The sequence below is a fragment of the Rhodococcus sp. SORGH_AS_0301 genome, assembly GCF_030818285.1.
GTDB lineage: Bacteria > Actinomycetota > Actinomycetes > Mycobacteriales > Mycobacteriaceae > Rhodococcoides.
Genome location: NZ_JAUTAC010000002.1, coordinates 3,384,192 through 3,403,863 on the forward strand (window position 1 = coordinate 3,384,192; position 19,672 = coordinate 3,403,863).

The following is a 19,672-nucleotide window of genomic DNA, read 5'->3' on the forward strand; positions in this document are numbered from 1 at the left end:
GCGTGGACGTCGGGACCGTCGGTCAGCTTAGCCTAGCCTTTGCTGGTCCACTAGCCCTCGACGACCGATCGCAGGTGCAGAGTGAGCCGTTCCACGAACCGACCGATCGCCCCGCGATCGGCACCCGCAGCGAACTGCAGCTGCGCGAAAAGTGCAGCGTCGTGGTCCGATTCGCTCTCGTGGACGCTCAGCGTCAGGTCGGCCCACGGTCGACCGACGGGTACCGGCAGGAGTGCCGCGCCGGCGTCGCCGAGATCTGCGACGTGGTGGTGCACCACCAGGAACTGCGGACGGTACATCTCGCGCACGCCGGCGCCCTCGACGATGTCGACATAGGAAGGACCGGAACGGCTCAGCGCCGCGACGGTCTCCGCCTGCACCCGACGAGCGACCGTCGCCAGATCGGATCCTGTTCGCGTGCGGATCGGCACGACGTCGGCGAACGCACCCACCATGGCGTGCGTGCTCTCGTCGTCGCGGCCGGCGACCATCGTGGCGATCGCCAGGTCCTCACCCGCACCGAGGTCGGTGAGAGCGAGCGCGAAGGCAGCATGCAGAACCGACACGAGACCCGCACCCTCGATGCTACGCAGTGCTCGCACCACGTCGACATCGATGTCGATCGCGACGGCGTCGGACCCCGACTCCCCCAGCGCGATCGGAAGACTCACCCGGCCCGGCACACCGTCCAGGGTCTCGCGCCACGATGTGATCGCCGAGTCGTCGGCATCCCGTCGGGCGACGGCCCAGCGCGCGACGTCGCCGTACCGCAGCGGTAGCGGCGTGAACTCCGGCGCCTCGGCACCGGAGCGCGCCTGCGCAGCGTGCATCAGATCGGTGAGCAACGGGACGACCGACCACTCGTCGACGGCCCAGTAGTGCATGACCAGGAGAATTATTACTTCCCTGGAATCGTTCCGTAGCAGCATGATTCGCAGACCGGGTCGCTGCGTCAGATGCAGGGGTTCCTGTGCGATCTCGTAGGCGCGGCGGCGAATGTCGTCTGCCCCGACGTCGACGGTCTCGAGCGCCACCAGGTCGCCGAGGGCGGACCCCTCGCCCGGCACCAGAACCGAGTGCAGCGGTTCGTGCCGCTCTGCGACATCGCGGACCGCGGCGGCGAGCACCGCCGCGTCCACGTCGGGCAGCTCGAGAACCAGTGCGTGGTCGGCCTGCACCACGTGCCCGTTCTGCAGCCTGGTCTCCTGCATCGGACTCAGCGGCACGACATCCGGCCTGTCCGCGTGCGCGGTCAGGTGCGGTCCCTCGTGTCCACCGCGATCGGCGAGTCGCTCCGCCAAGGCGCGGACGGTCGACACCTCGAACACGTCGCGCACCGAGATGTCGACGTCGAGTTCGGCGCGGACGGCCGACACCCACTGCATCGCGGCCATCGAATGACCGCCGAGAGCGAAGAAGTCGTCGTCCGTCCCCAGCTCGTCCAGGCCCAGAACTGCTGCGGCACTGCGTACCAGCACACGCTCGACGTCCGTGGTGGGAGCGCGGCCCCCGACCACCGACGACCACTCCGGCTGCGGCAACGCCGCTCGGTCCAACTTGCCGTTGGGTGTCAACGGCAACGTCCCGTCGACCACCACGACGAGAGTGGGCACCATGTAGTCCGGCAGCACCGTCGCCGCGTGCGTCCGCACCGCGTCGCCCGTGAGATCGTCACGCCCGGTGACGTATCCGACGAGGCGACTCACCCCGGACGACTCGTGCACGACGACGGCGGTCTGATCGACACCGTCGAACGACGCCATCGCGGCCATGATCTCGCCCGGCTCGATCCGGAACCCCCGCACCTTGATCTGGTCGTCGACGCGCCCCAGGAAGTCGAGATTGCCGTCGGCACGCCAGCGTGCCCGGTCGCCGGTGCGGTACATCCTGCCGCCGGGAGCGGCGACATCGGGCACGAAGCGGTGGGCACTGAGCCCAGGCTGCCCGAGGTACCCGCGCGCCAGCCCGCGGCCGGCGATGTACAGCTCCCCCGACACCCCGACCGGGACGGGCCGCAGCCGATCGTCGAGCACGTACGCGCGCTCGTTGGGATCGGGTACGCCGATGGGCACGGAGGACGTCCAGCCCGGACGGGCCTGCCACAGAGTGTTGTTGACCGTCGCCTCGGTCAGTCCGTACGCCGCGAGCAGGTTCAGATGCTCGGACCAGGCGGAGATCACCGCGGGCGGCACCGTCTCGGTACCGACGAGCACGGTGCACCCCTCGGGCAGTGCGCATCCCGGCGGGAGCGCCGCCATGAGCGACGGCGGGATGATCGCGTGGGTCACCCCGTGCTCGGCGCAGAAGTCGGTGAGCTCGGGACCCGCCACACGCGAGTCGTCGGGCACGATCACCAGCCGCGATCCCGTGCACAGGGCCATGGCGAGTTCGAAGACCGCGACGTCGAAGCCGACGGACGCGAACTGCAGGACCACCGATCCGGTGGTGAGTCGCATGCGGTCCTCCGCCGTGGCCACGAGTGACGAGATGCCCTCGTGCGGCACCACGACACCCTTGGGGCGGCCGGTCGAACCGGACGTGTAGATGACGTACGCCGCGAGTTCGAGCGAGGCCGGTCGCGCGAGCTCGACACCGGTCGACGGCGGGATGTCCTCCACGAGGACGTGTTCGGCCGCGGACGGCACCTGCGCGGTAGCCGCGGCCGACGTCAGGGCGAGGGTCGCACCCGCATCGGTGACCATGTACTCGAGCCGGTCCGCAGGATGCTTCAGGTCGAGCGGGAGATACGCCGCGCCCACCGCGAGGACCCCCATGGTCGCCGCGATGGTCCACACCGACCGCGGCACCGCGACCGCGACCACGGCCTCGGGGCCGACACCGCGCCGCTGCAACTCCGCGGCGATGTCGAGGACGTGCTCGTGCAGATCCGCGTACGTCCACGTCGTGGTCTCGTCGACCACAGCGATCGCGTCCGGAGTGGTCTCGACCCACCGCAGGTACGACTCGAACAGCGACTCCTCGGGCACCGCACGGGCGGTGTCGTTGAAGCGCCGGAGGACGTCGTCGCGCTCGGAGGGCAGGAAGATGTCGACGTCGTCGACCACCGCCGTGGCGTCGGTCGCCAGTGCGTCGAGCACCGCGAGCTGACGTGCTGTGACGGCCTCGGCGGTCGACGCGTCGAACAGATCCTCGGCGTACTCGAGCTCGAGCACCAGGCGGTCGGAGGTGAGATCCTCGGTGTAGTTGAACACCAGGTCGAACTTCGCCGGCGTCATCAGCGCCGCGTCACCGTCGCCGAGCGGACCGGTGTGATGGCTGATCATGACCTGGAACAGCGGGTTCCGCGACATGCTGCGCTCGGGAGCGACCCGCGCCACCACTGCGTCGAAAGGCACATCCGCGTGCGCGAAGGCCTCGAGGTCGACGCTACGCGCCTCCTCCACCGCCCGCTGCAGCGTGGAGCGGCCGTCGACCGCGGTGCGCAGAACCAGCGTGTTGACGAAGAACCCGACGAGCTGGTCGAGCCCCTCCTCACCGCGCCCGGCCACCGGGGCGCCGAGCACGATGTCGTCGGACCCGGTGATCCGGTGCAGCAGCACCGCAGACGCCGCGTGCAGGGTCATGAAGACACTCGCGTCGAGACTCCGCGCGAGTGTCCGCAGGGCGCGCACGGTCTCGGGATCGACGGTGCGACGCACCACCGATCCGCGATGACTCGGCCGCGGCGGACGCGGTCGGTCGGTCGCGAGTTCGATCTCGTCGGGAGCGCCGGCCAGGGCGGACTGCCAGTAGGCGAGCTGACGCCCCGCGAGCGACTCCGGATCTGCGGCGTCGCCGAGCAGGTCGGCCTGCCACAGCGTGTAGTCCGCGTACTGCACGGGCAGCGGAGGGCGGGCATCCGTGTCACCGGACAGTCGCGCGGCGTAGGCCGCCATCAGGTCGGCCAGCAGCGGCCGGTCCGACCACTCGTCGGTCGTGATGTGGTGTAGGACGAGCACGACGACGCACGAAGTGTCCTCGTTCCGGATCAGCGCCGCGCGGACAGGAATCTCCCGGCGCAGATCGAACGGCCGCGCCGTCATCTCGGCGACCACGGCGGCGGCATCGCCTTCGTGAACGAACAACTCCGGTGACGCTGTCGTCAGGACATGCTGCGCCAGAACGCCGTCCGCATCGCCGAAGACGGTGCGGAGCGACTCGTGCCGTTCGACGACGTCGGCGAGGGCGAGCCGGAACGCATCCTCGTCCACCTGCTCGGGGAGCGGCAGGACGATCGGAAAGTTGTAGGCGGCCGAGTCCGGATCCAGCTGATGCAGAAGCCAGAGCCGTTGCTGCGCAGCCGACATGGGCACGACATCCGGCCGGTCGTACCGACGCAGAGCCGGCCGCGCGTCATCGCCTCGCGATCCGACTAGCGCGGCGAGACCCGCCACGGTCGGCGCGGCGAACAGATCGCGCACACTCAGCTCGGTGCCGAGCGCGGTCCGCGCACGGCCGACGACGCGAGTCGCCAGAAGTGAATGGCCACCGAGATCGAAGAAGTCGTCGTGGATCCCGGTGCCGCGGCGGCCGAGCACGTCGTCGAACACGTTGCACAGCAGCCGTTCGACCTCGGTCCGCGGCGGCACAGCGTCGACGGCACTCTCGTCCGGCGCCGGCAGTGCGGCGACGTCGAGCTTGCCGTTGACGGTCATCGGGAAGGACGAGACGAGCACGACGGTGGGCACCATGTAGTCCGGCAGGACCACGGCGCAGGCCGCCCGTACCGATTCGGCATCCGCGTCGGTGTCGACGTAGGCGATCAACCGGGCCAGCCCGCCCGGCCCCGTCGAGGTGACGACCGCGGCGCGGCGGACGCCGGCCACCGACGACACGACCGAGGCGACCTCACCGAGTTCCACCCGGTGACCGCGGATCTTGACCTGATCGTCGGTGCGGCCGAGGTAGTCGATCAGTCCCGTTCCGACGCGGCGACGCACGAGGTCACCCGTGCGGTACATGCGCTCCCCCGTCCCGAAGGGATCGGCGACGAAGCGGTCCGCCGTGAGGCCGAACCGTCCCGCGTAGCCACGGGCGAGTCCGGCTCCGGCGATGTACAACTCGCCGGCCACGCCGTCCGGTACGGGCCGCAGCCAGCCGTCCAGCACGTGCGCCTCGGTGGCGCGGATCGGCAACCCGACCGTCGGCGTCTCGCTCTCGTCGGTGCCCGCACCGAGAGTGTTGATCGTGTACTCGGTGGGGCCGTACAGGTTGTAGCCGAGCACGCCGTCGGTGGATCGCAGTGCGGACCACACGTCGTCGCCGACGGCTTCACCGCCCAGCAGGACGAGCGCCGGTCGATGCCCGTCGAGCAGACCTGTCTCGAGGAGGAGGGATGCGTACGTGGGGGTCACATTGATGACGTCGATGCACTCCTCGTCGATGTAGCGGACCAGGGCATCGGCGTCGCGGCGCAGCACCTCGTCGGCGACGTGCACCTCGTGACCCTCGACGAGCCACAGGAGTTCTTCCCACGACATGTCGAACGCGAACGACACCGTGTGCGCGATCCGCAGTGCCCGACCGTGTGCCGCATCCACCACAGGGTCGAAGATGGCGGACCGGTGGTTCAGCTGCATGTTGGTCAGTCCGCGGTACGGCGTGACGACGCCCTTGGGCGTCCCGGTCGACCCGGACGTGTAGATGACGTAGGCCGGGTGATCGAGCCGATGCGGCGTTCCGGGCGCGAACGCCCCCAGTTCGGCTGCGGTGAGCGGTGACTCGTCGTGGAATGGTTCGAGCACGACGATGCCGTCGCGTCCGATCAGTCGGCGACCGACCGCCTCCGTGGTCACGGTGCACAGCGGACGAGCGTCGTCGAGCAGAGCATGGATACGGGCATCGGGGTGATCGAGTTCGAGGGGCAGATAGGCCGCGCCGGTGCGCAACACGGCGAACAGCGCGACCACCATGTCGAGACTGCGAGGCAACGCGAGAGCCACCACGGTCTCCGGTCCCGCACCGCGGCCCAGCAGGACGCGCGCCAGACCTTCCACCCGGCCGGCCAACCCGGCGTAGGTGAGGTGCTCGGACCCGGCGACGAGTGCGATCGCGTCGGGATCCTTCTGCGCTGTGCGGAGCAGCATCTCGGTCACGGTGAGATCAGGAACCTCGTCGACCTGTCGGTCGAGGCGTGGCAGCGCCGGCAGAACAGAGCGCGACCCCTCGGTCGCGAATCCGGCCACCAGGCGGGTGAACTCGTCCGCGATCAGGTCGACGCGCTCGACGTCGATCGCCTCCGGCCGGTACTCGACCGTCACGGCGATCCGAGCGCCCGGCGTGACGACGACGGTGAGCGGATAGTTCGTGTGGTCGATGCTGTCGGTGCCCGCGACACCGTGCGCCGCGTTCAGGGACGCCGCCGAGTCCTCGGAGACGAAGTTCTGCACCACGCAGAGCGTGTCGAACAGAGTGCGGTGCGGCGACACCTCGATGATCTCGGCGAGACCGAGGTGATCGAACTCCATCGCCTCCACGCGGTCGCCCTGGACACGGCGGACCAGGGCGTCGACGCTCTCGCGGGGATCGAGCACGGTACGGACGGGCACCGTCGACAGGAACATCCCTGGTGCGGTGTCGAGTCCCTCGACCTCGGGCGGTCGGCCCGCGACCGTGATGCCGAAGACCACGTCGGTGCGGCCGGTGGCCGACGAGATCGCCAGTGCCAGAGCGGCCGTGACCACGGCGTTGAGCGTGACACCGCGCCGACGGGTGGCGGCGACGAGCGCGGCCGTCGTCGACGCATCGAGCTCGTCGCGTCGGCGCAACGGGATACCGACCGGCGGCGCGGCGCGGTGCGCCACCAGCGTCGGCTCGTCGAGACCGGCCATCGCCGTCGCCCACGCGGTGCGGGCCGCGACGCGGTCGCGTTCCGCGAGCCACGTCAGGTACCGCTCGAACGCGGTGTCCGCCGGCGCGGGCAGCCCCGGATTCTCGTAGCGGGCGAGCAACTCTCCCACCACCACACCGTTGGACCAGCCGTCCCAGACGAGGAACTGCCGGTTGATCACCAGGCGATCGCGCCCACCGTCGAGATGCAGCACGAGCACCCGCCACAGCGGTGGTGTCGACAGGTCGAACGGGGTGTCGCGGTCCTCCTGCATCCACCGCTCGGCCTCGTCGTCGTCTCCGGCGTGTGCCTCGCGGACGGGCACCTCGCACGACGACGACACGACCTGCACCGGCACACCGGCGGCCGTCTGCGTGAACCCTGCGCGCAGCTGTGGGTGGCGGCGCTGCAGCCCGGCGAGGGCACTACGCAGCCGATCGAGATCGAGGCGGTGATCGAAGTCCAGCGCGAACTGCGCCGTGTAGATGTCGCGCTCCCCCGCGGACAGGCTCTCGAAGACCAGTCCCTCCTGCAGAGGAGTCAACGGCCACACGGTCTCGACAGATCCCTGTGCGGTCAGCGCCGTCAGCTCGTCGGGAGTGAGGTCGACGAGAGGGACGTCCGACCGCGTGAGGATCGGCGGTCCGTCGTGTGTGCGGGCGGCCTCCGCGAGATCTCCGAGCGCCGTGCGGAACTCGTCGGTGAGCGAGGTGACCGCCTCGGACGACAGGTGCGCGGACGACCAGGCGAACTGGGCCGAGAGGGTCGGCTGTGCACCGTCCGTCACGTGCGCGTTGATCACCAGACGGTAGGGACCGCCCATGTCGGCATCGGGATCGGTACGCACGGTCTCCGGAGCCCTGTCGAACGGGGCCGACCCGGCGGCCGGCACCCGGCCCAAGTAGTTCAGCAGGATCTGCGACTGCTCACCACGTGCGAGAAGGGCTGCGGTGCGGGCGTTCCCGTAGCGCAGGAGCCCGTAGCCGAGGCCACCGTCGGGCGCCGCACGCAGGGCCTCCCTTCGTCTCCGCGAGCACCGTGACGGGATCGGTTCCCGGCCGCAGCCGGACCGGAGCGATGGACGTGAACCACCCCGTGGTGCGCGAGAGATCCGCCGCATCCGACCGACCGTGGCGCTCGAGGTCGACCAGTACGTCGCGGTCGACGGACCACCGGGTGAGGGCGAGCCGGAGCGCTGCGGCGACGACGTCGGTCACATCGCCGCACACGAGAGCGGGCACACTGCCGAGCACCTCGGCAGTGACCTCGGACGACACGTCGACGGTGCGGACGTCGCCCTGACCGACCACGGCGTGGTCGGTGTCTCTCGGTGTGAGCGCGCCGCCCGGCGCGGTGACGGCGGTCCAGTGGTCCAGTTCCGCGAGACGAGCGGGGCTGTGGGCACTCTCGTCGAGCAGGCGCCCGTACTCCCGCAACGAGGTCCGCACGCGGTCCAACGTCGGGGTCTGGCCGCTGTCGTGCGCGATCCACGCCAGTGCGAGGTCCTCGACGAGGATGCCCCACGAGACCCCGTCGACGACGAGGTGATGCGCGACGAGCAGCAGCCGGCCGGGCTCGGAGCCACGGTCGAACCACACGACCTCGAGCACGGCGCCGGCCTCGGGAGCCAGACGGTCGGTGGCAGCATCGGATTCGCGCGCGACGAGGTCGGCGAACGCAGACTCGTCGAGATCGACCGCGTGGACGCGGTGCACGGTGACCGAGGCGTCGGGGCGCACCGCGGTGGTCCAGACACCGCGGAGGTGACGGGTCAGGACGAGGCGCAGGCTGTCGTGATGCTGCACCAGCGCATCGACGGTGCGCTGCGGCGTGGTCTCCTCGACCGGAGCCGGAACCACCAGCAGCAGTGACTGGTTGAACCGATCGGTGCTACCGGACCACTCGGACAGCCGGTGCACCACGGGGAGCGGGCGCACCTCCCCGACACCGGACTCCGCAACCGTGGCGGCCTGCGGAGACTCGACCCGTGCGACCTCCGCGAGCGCACGCGGAGTGCGCTTCTCGAAGACGTCGCGGGCGCTGATCTCGAGACCGCTGCCCCGCGCCAGGTTCACGAGCCGGATGGCCAGGATGCTGTCGCCGCCGCGGGCGAAGAAGTCGTCGTCCTCACCGACCGCCGCTCCACCGAGAACGGTGTGGAAGTGGGTGCACAGCAGCGCGACCGGACCCGACCCCGTCTCCGTGGTGGTCGGAGTGTCCGAACGTAGGGCGGCCAGCAGCGCTGCCCGGTCGAGCTTGCCGCTGGGGCCGGTCGGCAGATCAGCCACCACGGACAGCGTCGTCGGCACCATGTGCTCGGGCAGACGGTCGGCCAGGTACGACCGCAGTGCGGCCTCGTCCACCGACCCCACCGCGAAGGCGGCGATCTGCGCGGTCCCGCGGTCGGTGCGCACCACCGTGGCGGCCCGGTCGACGGACGGATGCGAGCGCAGCGCCGCGTCGATCTCACCGAGCTCGATACGGAAGCCCCGCACTTTGACCTGGGTGTCGGCGCGACCGAGGTAGTCCAGCGCCCCGTCGCGCCACCGCACGATGTCGCCGGTGCGGTAGAGCCTCTCCCCGTCCGGCCCGGCGACGAACCTGGTGGAGGTGAGACCGGGGCGGCGAAGATACCCGCGCGCCAGCTGCGGACCCGCCAGGTACAGCTCGCCCGGCACGTCCGGTCCCACCGGCGACAGCCACCCGTCGAGTACGCGGAACCCGACGGCGGGCAGCGCAGATCCGATGGGCACCGCGTCGCCGGGGTGGTTCTGCACGCCCTGCGCGGCGGTGACGTCGACGGCCGCCTCGGTCGGGCCGTAGAGGTTGTCCAGGCGCACGTGTGGAAGCAGCTCGCCGACGCGGCGCGCGGACTCTGCGGACAGTGCCTCACCGCTGCAGACGATCACGCGCAACGACGTGCACGTCGCGACGTCCGGATCGGTGAGGAACGCGTCGAGCATCGAGGGGACGAAGTGCACCCAGGTGATCTGCTGCGCGCGGATCACCTCGACGAGACGGGCGGTGTCGCGGTGCGCATCCGGGTCCGCGAGCACGAGCGTCGCTCCGGACACCAGCGGTCCGAAGAACTCGCTGACCGAGACGTCGAAACTGGAAGGCGTCTTCTGCAGCACTCGGGTGCCCACGGCGAGCGGAGTGTGATCGCGCATCCACTCGAGGCGGGGCACGATGGCGCTGTGCGGCACCACCACTCCCTTGGGACGGCCGGTCGATCCCGAGGTGTAGATGACGTACGCGGCGTCGGCTGGGGCGGGCCCGGGTGCTGCCGTCGGCTCGGCCTCGAACGGTGCGAGATCGCCCTCGATCACCGCGGCGGGCTGCGCGTCCTCGATCATGAAGGCCAGACGCTCGGCCGGGTACCCCGGATCGAGCGGCAGGTACGCCGCGCCCGACCGGACGACCGCGAGCAGTGCGACCACCAGATCGATCGAGCGCGGAAGTGCCACCGCCACCACCGATCCCGGACCGGCACCACGCTCACGAAGGCCGGCGGCGACCCCGCTCGGCGCGCGAGTGCAGCTCGGCGTAGGTGAGGGACTCCTCGCCGTGGACGAGGGCGACGCCGTTCGGGGTGGCCCGGCGCTGCACCTCCAGGAGATCCACCAGGGTGGTCGAACTGTCGGACGAGGGCGCGTCGACGACCGCCGGACGATCCGTCGCCGTCACCGCGGACACCAGGGTGTCGGCCGGTGCGGTCGCGACGGCGACGACGGTGTCCAGCATCGACTGCGCCGTCGCTGCCGAGACCAGCGCCGCGTCGTACTTCAGCTCCAGCGTCAACCGATCGCCGGGGATCACCATGAGCGTCAACGGGTACGGCGAGTTCTCCTCCACCCGAATGCCCGTCAACGCGATGGTGCCGGACGGATCGGCGATGGCGGTGTCGCCCAACGGGTAGTTCTCCACCACGACCAGCGAGTCGAACAACGAGTCCACGCCTGCGACACGACGCAGCGTCGGCACACCGACATGGTGGTGATCGAGCAGATCGGCCTGCTCCTGCTGCCAGCGCTGTACCGCGGAGGCGACGGTGTCGTCCGCTCGCAGTCTCCATCGTGCCGGGATGGTGTCGATGAAGAGCCCCACCATGGATTCGATACCGGCGACCGGTGCCGACCGTCCGGACACCGTCGACCCGAACACGACGTCGCGTCGACCGGTGGCGCGTGCGAGCGCGAGACCCCAGGCTCCGTGCAGCAGGGAACCCTGCGTCACCGCGGCATCGCGCGCACGTCCCGACACCACGGCGGTGACGTCGGAGGAGAGGTCGACCCGCACGGCTGCGGTACCGCTGCCGGCGGCGCCGAACGCCGGGACGGGTACCGACTCGCGGACACCTGCGAGTGCGGCGCGCCAGACCCGCGCCGACGCGTCGATGTCTCGCTCGGCGAGGTGGCGGACCCACGCCGCGGGCGCGGTGACCGCCGGAAGAGCCGGAGTGTCCCCGTAGTGAGCGAGCATCTCGCGCAGCATGATCGGGATCGACCATCCGTCCGCGACGATGTGGTGGATCGACTGCACGAGGGACGAGCGGGTCTCGTCGTGGCGGACGAGGGTGTAGCGCACCAGCGGAGCGGAGCCCAGATCCATGCCGTCACCGGCGTGCTCGGCCAGCACCTCGTCGACGGTGCTGTCGGACACGGTGAACGGGACATCGACGGTGCGGTGCACCACCTGGACCACGCGCCCGTCGGCGAGGGGTCGGAAGCTGGTACGCAGCGATGCGTGTCGAGCCACCACGTGCTCGAGCGCGGTGCGGAGCACGACACTGTCGACGGGGCCACTGATATCGATCACCTGGCCCACGACGTACGGGTCCGTGTCTCCAAAAGTGCTGTGGAAGTATATGCCATCCTGCACGGCGGTGAGGGGCAGGACGTCCTCGACGTCGTCCGGGAGCGCCGCGACGTCGTCCGCGCCGAGAGCGGCGAGCGGGAAGTCTGCGGAGGTGCGGCGAGCGCTCGACGCAGATCCGGCGACGCGGTCGAGTGCGGCGGTCCACGCATCCACGATGCTGTCGTCCACCACACCCGGCACCCAGCGCAGGGTCGAGACGAGCTGTCCCCCGGTCTCGATCACGTCGATCGTCAGCGCGTGCGCCGCAAGCTGATCAGGATCGGAGCCCCCGGTGACGGACACCCCCACGTCGGTACTGCGGCCGAGGTAGTTGAGCAGGACGCTCGGCGCCGCGGCCTCCGCCAGGGCGGGCTCGCGGCGCAGGTACCGCAGTGCGCCGTATCCGACGCCCGACGCAGGTACCGAGCGCAGCGAGTCCCGGATCTGCAGCAGGACATCGGCATCCGGGTCCGGACCGGTCGGCAGTGCAACGGGACGGACGGTCGTGAACCACCCGACGGTGCGCGTCAGATCGACCGCGGGGGCCTCGACGACCTCGACGTCGCGGCCGTGTCCCTCCACGTCCACGACGACCGACGGCGCCGAGTACCCGTCCCACGACGCGAGGGTGCGGGCGAGCGCCGCGAGGAGCACCTCGGTGGGCCCGGTGCGGTAGGCGGTGGCGACGTCGATCAGCAGAGCCGCCGTGACGTCGGCGGGGGTGGTGACCGTGTGCGTCGCCGACAGTCGATCGGCCGCGGTGAGTGCGCGAGCACCGACGGTGTCGCTCGAGGTCGTCAGAACCTCACGCCACCAGGGTAGTTCGTGATCGAAGTGGCCGGCGTCCGCAGCATCGGCGACCAGGCTCGCCCAGCGGCGGATCGACGTGGTGACCGGTGGCAGCGTGGGCGTGCGGCCCTCGCTCAGCGCACCGAGTGCCGTCAGTAGATCCCCGAGCAGGATGCGCCACGACACCCCGTCGACGACGAGGTGGTGCACCGACAGAATCAGCGTGTCGGCCTCGAGAGACACGGCCACCATGCCGCCCGGCCGCATCGGATCGAGGCGGGCCACGGTGTCCGCCACGGAGCCCGTGCCGAACTCGGGGGACACGGTGTCGGCCGGCACGGCAAGACCCTCGCTCCACACAGCACGCAGCGCCGGGTGGTGGGCGACGACGAGCTCGACGGCCGCACGCACGAGTACAGGGTCGGCGCCCGGAGGCATTGCCACGGAGGCGGTCTGGTGGAACGCGGTGCCGATGCCGCCGTGCTCGAGTGTCCGCGCGACGATGGGCGTGGCCACCACCTCACCGACAGGATCGTCGTCGACGGTCACCAGCTCCGCCGGAGCCGCGCCGGCGATCGCCTCGGCGGTACGCAGGGTGAAGACGTCGCGCGGGCCGATCGCCAGCCCCCGTTCGCGGGCCTGCGCGACCACCGTGATCGCCACGATGCTGTCGCCGCCCAGGGCGAAGAAGTCGTCCGTGACGCCCACACTCTCCACACCGAGCGCCGACGCCATCACCTCGCACAGCACACGCTCCCGCTCCGTCCGCGGGGCCACGGCGTCGCCGCGCACCTGCTCCGGATCGGGCAGAGCCCGCCGATCGACCTTGCCGTTCGCGGTGGTGGGGAAGGCATCGAGCACCACGTAGGTGGACGGCACCATGTACTCGGGGAGGACGCGTGCACAGTGCGTGCGCAGCACCTCGGGTGTCAGCGCGGCGCCGTCCGGCACGATCCAGGCGGCGAGAAACGCCGCGCCCGCGCCGGTTCGGCGCACGTCGACGGCGGCGCGTCGCACACCGGGGCACGAGCCGAGCGCGGCTTCCACCTCCTCGAGCTCGAGGCGCATGCCGCGGATCTTGACCTGGTTGTCCACCCGGCCGAGGAAGTCGAGGGTGCCGTCCTCCGCCCAACGTGCGCGGTCGCCGGTGCGGTACAGCCGGGCGCCGGCGGGGCCGAACGGATCGGCCACGAAACGCGACGCGGTCATGTCCGGTGCGCCCACGTAGCCACGACCGAGGAGGAACCCGCCCGCGTAGAGCTCTCCCCCGACGCCGACCGGCACCGGGCGCAGCAACGAATCGAGCACGTAGAGGCGCGTGTTCGGGTTGGGGCGGCCGATCGACGTGGCGATGCGAGGAGCGTCGCCCGTGTAGATCACATGGGACACACCGATGGTGGCCTCCGCGGGCCCGTACCCGTGGTACAACGTGGTGCCGAGTCGAGAGCGGAAGCGCGCGAACAACTCCGGAGTGAGCACCTCACCGCCGCACCACACGTGCCGCAGGCCGGACAACGATCCGTCCGTGTCGAGGGCCAGCAGAGCGTCGAGCATGGACGACACCAGGTAGACGAAGGTGACGTGGCGACGCGAGATGACATCCAGCAGGTACAGACCGTCCCGCTCGCCTCCCGGTTCGGCGATCACGAGGGTGCCACCCGACAGCAACGGGAGCAGGATCTCGTTCACCGAGATGTCGAAGGACAACGGCGCCTTGAACAACGACGCGTCGCCCGGTCCGAAACCGAGCACCCGATCGCGCTGCCACACCATGCGGGCACAGATGGCCTCGTGGCGGATCATGGCACCCTTGGGCGTCCCGGTACTGCCAGAGGTGAAGATGACGTAGGCGAGCTGCGAGCCGTGCACCACGATGTCCGGTGCGGACGTCGGCCTGTCCCCGAACTGCCAGTCGTCGAGATCGACCGTCCACCGGCCCTTCTCGTGGCCCGCACCGGTGAGAACGACGCGGGTGTCCGCATCCTGCTGCACCCGCTCGCGGCGATCCGCCGGCCAGTCCGGATCGAGCGGGACGAACGCACCGCCCGCGACCATCGCGGCCAGCACTCCCACGACCATCTCGATCGAGCGCGGCATCGACACGGCCACGACACCCTCACGGGGCAGGCCCGCGTCGAGAAGTGCATGAGCGAGCTGGTGCACCCGCTGCGAGAGCTCGGTGAAGGTGAGCGTCCGCTCGCCCAGTACCACGGCCACCGCATCGGGGGTGGCGGCGACCTGCGCCGCGAACAGAGCGGGCACCGACGTCGACACGGACGGTTCCGCGGTGTCGTTGAAGGTGTGCAGTAGGCGATCGAGATCGGGCTCCGACATCGTCGACAGGGAGGACAACGTCCGATCCGGCTGCGCGAGAACCTGATCGAGCACCCACTCGAAGCGGTCCCGGTGGCCGATCAGCGCGTCGTGCGCACCGGGGCGCGAGCGCAGGTCGAACACCAGCGGCTCGTCGTCCCGGCCGCCGGTGACGGTGACGTCGAGATCGCGCACCGGTCCGGTCTGGAGGCTGTGCATGTGCGCCGGCGAACCGCCGATGTCGATGCCGTGCTCCACCATGAGGACGTTGATGCCCGGCCCGTGCACCATGCGGTCGCCGGAGTCCCGCAGCTCCCGAGCGATGTCCTCCCCGCGGAAGCGCCCGTGCCGGACCGCGCCGATCGATGCCCGCTGCAGTTCCCGCGCGACGTCGGCCACCGTCATCGACGGCGAGAGTCGCAGTCGCACGGGAAGGATGGTCGACGCCATGAACGGCGTCGTCCGCGCACGACGGCCCACGCGGGCGGTCGACGGCAGTGAGACGACGAGATCGTGACGGCCGGTGACCGCGGACAGGTACGCGATCCACACCGCCGGCGCGAGGCGGGTGCGTCGGATGTCCTCCGTCTCGGCGACGTCGTACAGCGGGGTGAGGCGGTCGATCGGCACTGAGACCCGCTCGGTGACCGCGGACCCCGTGTCGGGCACGTCGGGCAGCAGCACCGGCGGCTCGGGGGCGTCGGCCATCTGGTCGAGCCAGTAGTCGCGGTCGCGACGGAAACCCTCGGACGCGCGGTACTCCGCATCGGCCACCACCAGCGGCTCGAGAGCCCACGCGGATACGGTGGGACGAGCGGCATCCGGCCTGCCCGCGGGTGCGACTCCCCGATCAGGATCCGCATAGCGCGCGCGGACCTCGTTGAAGATGATCGACATGCCGAAGCCGTCGACGATGCCGTGGTGATACCTCTGGTGCCAGAGCACGTGCTCGTCCCCGAGGCGGAGAAGCGCCGTCGCGAAGAGATCGCGGGCGCCGCTGGTGTCCGCCGACGCGATGTCGCGCGCGATCCAGGCCTTCGCCTCGGCCATCGGGTCGGCAGCCGCGCGTAGGTCGACGACCCCGACCGACCACTCGTCGTCACTGCGGTACTGCACGGGCTCGGGACCGGAGAAGTCGAATCGCACGTGCAGCGCGTCCGCGTCGGCGATGACCGACCGGATGACGTCACACGCACGGTCGAGGTCGAGCGGGCCGGTGATCTCGACGAGCAGCGAGATGACGAAGTCGGTGCGGTCACCCAGCAGGTGCTGCGCGGTCCAGACCTCCGTCTGAGCAGCGGTCAACGGCAGCACAGCGGTGGTGACGACAGATCCCCGAGACATGAACGTAGGCTAACCTAACGCTCGCCCGGCGTTACTCGCGGAGGAACGTGAGAATCGCTTGATTGACCTCGTCGGGCTTCTCCAGGTATCCGTAGTGCCCCGCGTCGGCGATCTCGACGTAGCGACCGCCCGGAACCAGGTCGGCCACCTCGCGCGAGAGGTAGGCGGGAATCATCCGGTCGTCGGCGAAGCCCATGGCCAGGCACGGCACCGTGATGTCGCGGTACGCGGACCGGCGGTCGAACGACTCGTCCAGAGAGAGCTGGGCACGCTGGCCCGGGGTCAGCGGCTGCACGGAGAACTCGAACAGGTCGAGCCAGTCCCGTGCCTTCGCGGGGTCGGCGAGCGACGCGGGAGAGAGGTTCAGGGCCGCCGTCACCGCGGCCGCGTACTTCGGCGGCAGCGTCGCCGAGCTGTCAGCCAGCTCGCGCTCGCCGGCGCCGAGCACCTTCTGGAACTCGTCGAGCCGGGCGTGACCGGCCGCGAAGATCGCTCGCGACACCAGGTCGGGCCTGGTCAAGGCCAGTTCCTGCGCCACGCGCGCACCCATCGACGTGCCCACGACGGCTGCCTTCTCGTCGGGGCCGGACCGCAGGTACTCGATGAGCGCCGCGGTGTCCGCGACCAGATCGTCCATCGTCATGCCGCCCGCGCACTCGTCGGTCGGGGCGATGCCGCGGTTGTCGAAGGTGCACACTCGGAATCCCGCGGCCGTGAGCGCCGGCACCTGATGCAGCTGCCACACCCGGCCGGGGCTGCCCGTCCCCATGACCATCACGACGAGCGGACCCTTGCCCGTCACGGTGTAGTTGAGGCGGATGCCGTTGATGGTGCCGATGGGCATGGCGGATGTCCTTCTTCCGATACGACAGCTGTTCGGGGCAGACGCTACCGGTCACGGTGCGCGTCCGGTTTTGCCGGGAACGAGCGCGAACTCGTAGAGTTCAGGTACGCGAGTGCGCCCCACCGGGCTGCACCACCACATCGTTCGACCCCAGGAGACCCGCATGGCCACCGAGCCCGCCGAGACCGACATCGCCGACGAAGAGATCGAGACCCTGTCCGACGAGACCGCCCGCATGGCACGTCGCGTCGTCGCCGCCTACGCAACAGACGCCGACGAGTGCCGCATGCTGCTGTCCATGCTGGGGATCAACCCGCCCGTCCGCGCCTGAGCGCCGCTCGCTCCCGCACTCCGATTGGCGTTCGGCGAGTGGGGTAAGCACGTGCTGACACCGTCGCGGCAGGCTGCCGGCCTCACCGCGCGCCCCGACGTCGAGACAGAGGATCAGCAGTGACCGCATCAGGTTCGGACTTCGTCGTCGTCGCCAACAGGTTGCCTGTCGACCTCGACACGGCGCCCGACGGTTCCCGAGTCTGGAAGCGCAGCCCCGGTGGTCTCGTCACCGCGCTCGAGCCGATCCTGCGGAGCAACAACGGCGCCTGGGTCGGATGGGCCGGTGTCCCCGACGTCGACGTCGACCCGTTCGAGGACGACGGCCTCGAGCTGGTCCCGGTCCCGCTCTCGCAGCAGGAGGTCGCCGACTACTACGAGGGCTTCTCCAATGCCACCCTGTGGCCGCTCTACCACGACGTCATCGTCCGGCCCGTCTACGACCGGAGCTGGTGGGACGCCTACGTCGAGGTGAACCGACGCTTCGCCGAGGCCACGTCCAAGGCGGCCGCCGAGAACGCCACCGTGTGGATCCAGGACTACCAACTCCAGCTGGTCCCGAAGATGCTGCGCATGCTGCGCCCCGATCTGACGATCGGCTTCTTCCTGCACATCCCGTTCCCGCCCGTCGAGCTGTTCATGCAGATGCCGTGGCGCACCGAGATCGTCGAGGGTCTGCTGGGCGCGGATCTCATCGGCTTCCATCTGCCCGGTGGCGCGCAGAACTTCCTCTACCTCGCACGGCGTCTCGCCGGCCAGCCGACCTCGCGCGGCAACATCGGAGTCCGCTCCAAACTCGGTGTGGTGCAGGTGGGTTTCCGGTCCGTGCGCGTGGGCGCCTTCCCCATCTCCATCGACTCGGGCGATCTCGACGAGAAGTCGCGGCGCAAGCCGGTGCGCGATCGTGCACGAGAGATGCGCGAAGAGCTGGGCAATCCGAAGACGATCATGTTGGGCGTCGACCGACTCGACTACACCAAGGGCATCGACGTCCGTCTCGAGGCGTTCCTGGAACTGCTGACCGAGGGCCGGGTGGATCCCGAGGACGTCGTGATGATCCAGCTGGCCACACCGAGCCGCGAGCGCGTCGAGAGCTACAAGCAGATGCGCGGTGAGATCGAGGGCATGGTCGGGCGCATCAACGGCGAGTTCAGCCGCGTCGGGCATCCGGTGGTGCACTACCTGCACCGCCCCATTCCGCGCGAGGAGCTCATCGCCTACTACGTGGCCGCCGACGTCATGCTGGTGACGCCCATCCGCGACGGCATGAACCTCGTCGCCAAGGAGTACGTGGCGTGCCGCAGCGACCTGGGCGGTTCCCTCGTGCTCAGCGAGTTTACCGGCGCCGCAGCCGAACTGCGCCAGGCGTACCAGTGCAACCCGCACGACCTGAACAGCGTCAAGGACGCGATGATGGCCGCGATCGAGCAGACGCCGGAATCGGGCCGACGCCACATCCGGGCGATGCGGCGGCAGGTCCTCGCGCACGACGTCGATCGCTGGGCGCGGTCGTTCCTCGCCGCGCTGGGACGCACCGGCGACGAGGAGCCCAACCAGATGATCTCCAACCGGGACATCGGTCAGGCGACGATGTGATGCGCGAAGACCGGTGACCGTGGTCGAAGCGCAAGTGGTGCAGTGCCATCGGCTGCGCCGTGATCTCCTGATCGTCCGCCTCGTCGGCGAACTTGTTCCGTTCGCCGCGGGGCAGTCCGTCGCCGTGACGGTGCCCACCTCGCCGCACCTGCCTCGTCGGTACTCCCCCGCCCTACCCCCGTCGCGAGACGGCAAGTACGAGTTCCACATTCGCGAGGTACCGGCAGGCTGGGTCAGTCGCAGCATCGTCCGCGAGACCCGTGAGGGCGACATCTGGACTCTCGACGACCCGGCGGGCGACCTCCGTGTCGACGACACCGACGACGACGTCGTGATGGTCGCGGGCGGAACGGGTCTCGCACCGATGCGCGCACTGCTGCTGGGCCTGGCACGTCGGCCACGACCTCCGCGGGTGCGGCTCTACGTGGGAGGCAGGCACCCCCGCGATCTCTATGCCGCCGACATGCTGTCCCTGATGGCGCGATCAGCGCCATGGCTCACGGTGATCCCGGTGGTGGACGAGCCCGTGGACCCGCCGTACCGCGACGAGTTCTTCGATGCCGCCGAGGCCGTGCGGCTGCAGACGGCACCCGACTCCGGCTTCGCACCTCACGAGTACCTCGTCGGACGCGTCGGAGAGGTGGTGGCGCGGCGCGGGCCGTACCTGTCGCAGCGCGTGCTGGTGTGCGGATCACCGGCGATGTCGAGCTTCACGACGCGTGCCCTGGTGACGACGGGAACCCCGGCGGAGAACATCCGCACGGGGTGAC

At 70.2% G+C, this 19,672-nt stretch carries 7 protein-coding genes; 3 read left to right on the forward strand and 4 right to left on the reverse strand.

The window, feature by feature from the left end:
- Positions 1-50 precede the first annotated feature (50 nt).
- From QE397_RS16650 to QE397_RS16665, 4 genes are read right to left on the reverse strand one after another with little or no spacing between them, the layout of a single operon-like run.
- Positions 51-7,841: a non-ribosomal peptide synthetase gene (locus tag QE397_RS16650; RefSeq protein ID WP_307097607.1), complete on the reverse strand. Its 7,791-nt coding sequence runs from the start codon at positions 7,839-7,841 to the stop codon at positions 51-53.
- On the reverse strand, positions 7,756-10,296 hold the full coding sequence (locus QE397_RS16655) for an amino acid adenylation domain-containing protein (RefSeq protein WP_307096119.1): 2,541 nt from the start codon (positions 10,294-10,296) through the stop codon (positions 7,756-7,758). The genes QE397_RS16650 and QE397_RS16655 overlap by 86 nt, the downstream gene beginning before the upstream one ends.
- A 31-nt stretch (positions 10,297-10,327) precedes the next feature.
- Entirely contained in the window at positions 10,328-16,132 is a 5,805-nt protein-coding gene (locus QE397_RS16660) for a non-ribosomal peptide synthetase (protein WP_307096121.1), read from the reverse strand.
- Between the two features lie 31 nt (positions 16,133-16,163).
- Positions 16,164-16,976 (reverse strand): alpha/beta fold hydrolase, encoded by an 813-nt coding sequence (locus QE397_RS16665; protein WP_027506922.1) that lies wholly within the window; start codon positions 16,974-16,976, stop codon positions 16,164-16,166.
- A 163-nt stretch (positions 16,977-17,139) separates the two neighbouring features.
- Here QE397_RS16665 and QE397_RS16670 point away from each other — a divergent pair, with 163 nt between their 5' ends.
- The 3 genes from QE397_RS16670 (at position 17,140) to QE397_RS16680 (ending at position 19,671) form a co-directional block, all read left to right on the forward strand.
- On the forward strand, positions 17,140-17,307 hold the full coding sequence (locus QE397_RS16670) for a hypothetical protein (protein ID WP_200933864.1): 168 nt from the start codon (positions 17,140-17,142) through the stop codon (positions 17,305-17,307).
- Positions 17,308-17,426: 119 nt separating this feature from the next.
- Positions 17,427-18,902, forward strand: coding sequence for a trehalose-6-phosphate synthase (locus QE397_RS16675; RefSeq protein ID WP_027506923.1), 1,476 nt, complete (start codon positions 17,427-17,429; stop codon positions 18,900-18,902).
- Positions 18,903-18,915: 13 nt separating this feature from the next.
- On the forward strand, positions 18,916-19,671 hold the full coding sequence (locus QE397_RS16680; RefSeq protein ID WP_027506924.1) for an FAD-binding oxidoreductase: 756 nt from the start codon (positions 18,916-18,918) through the stop codon (positions 19,669-19,671).
- Position 19,672 lies beyond the last annotated feature (1 nt).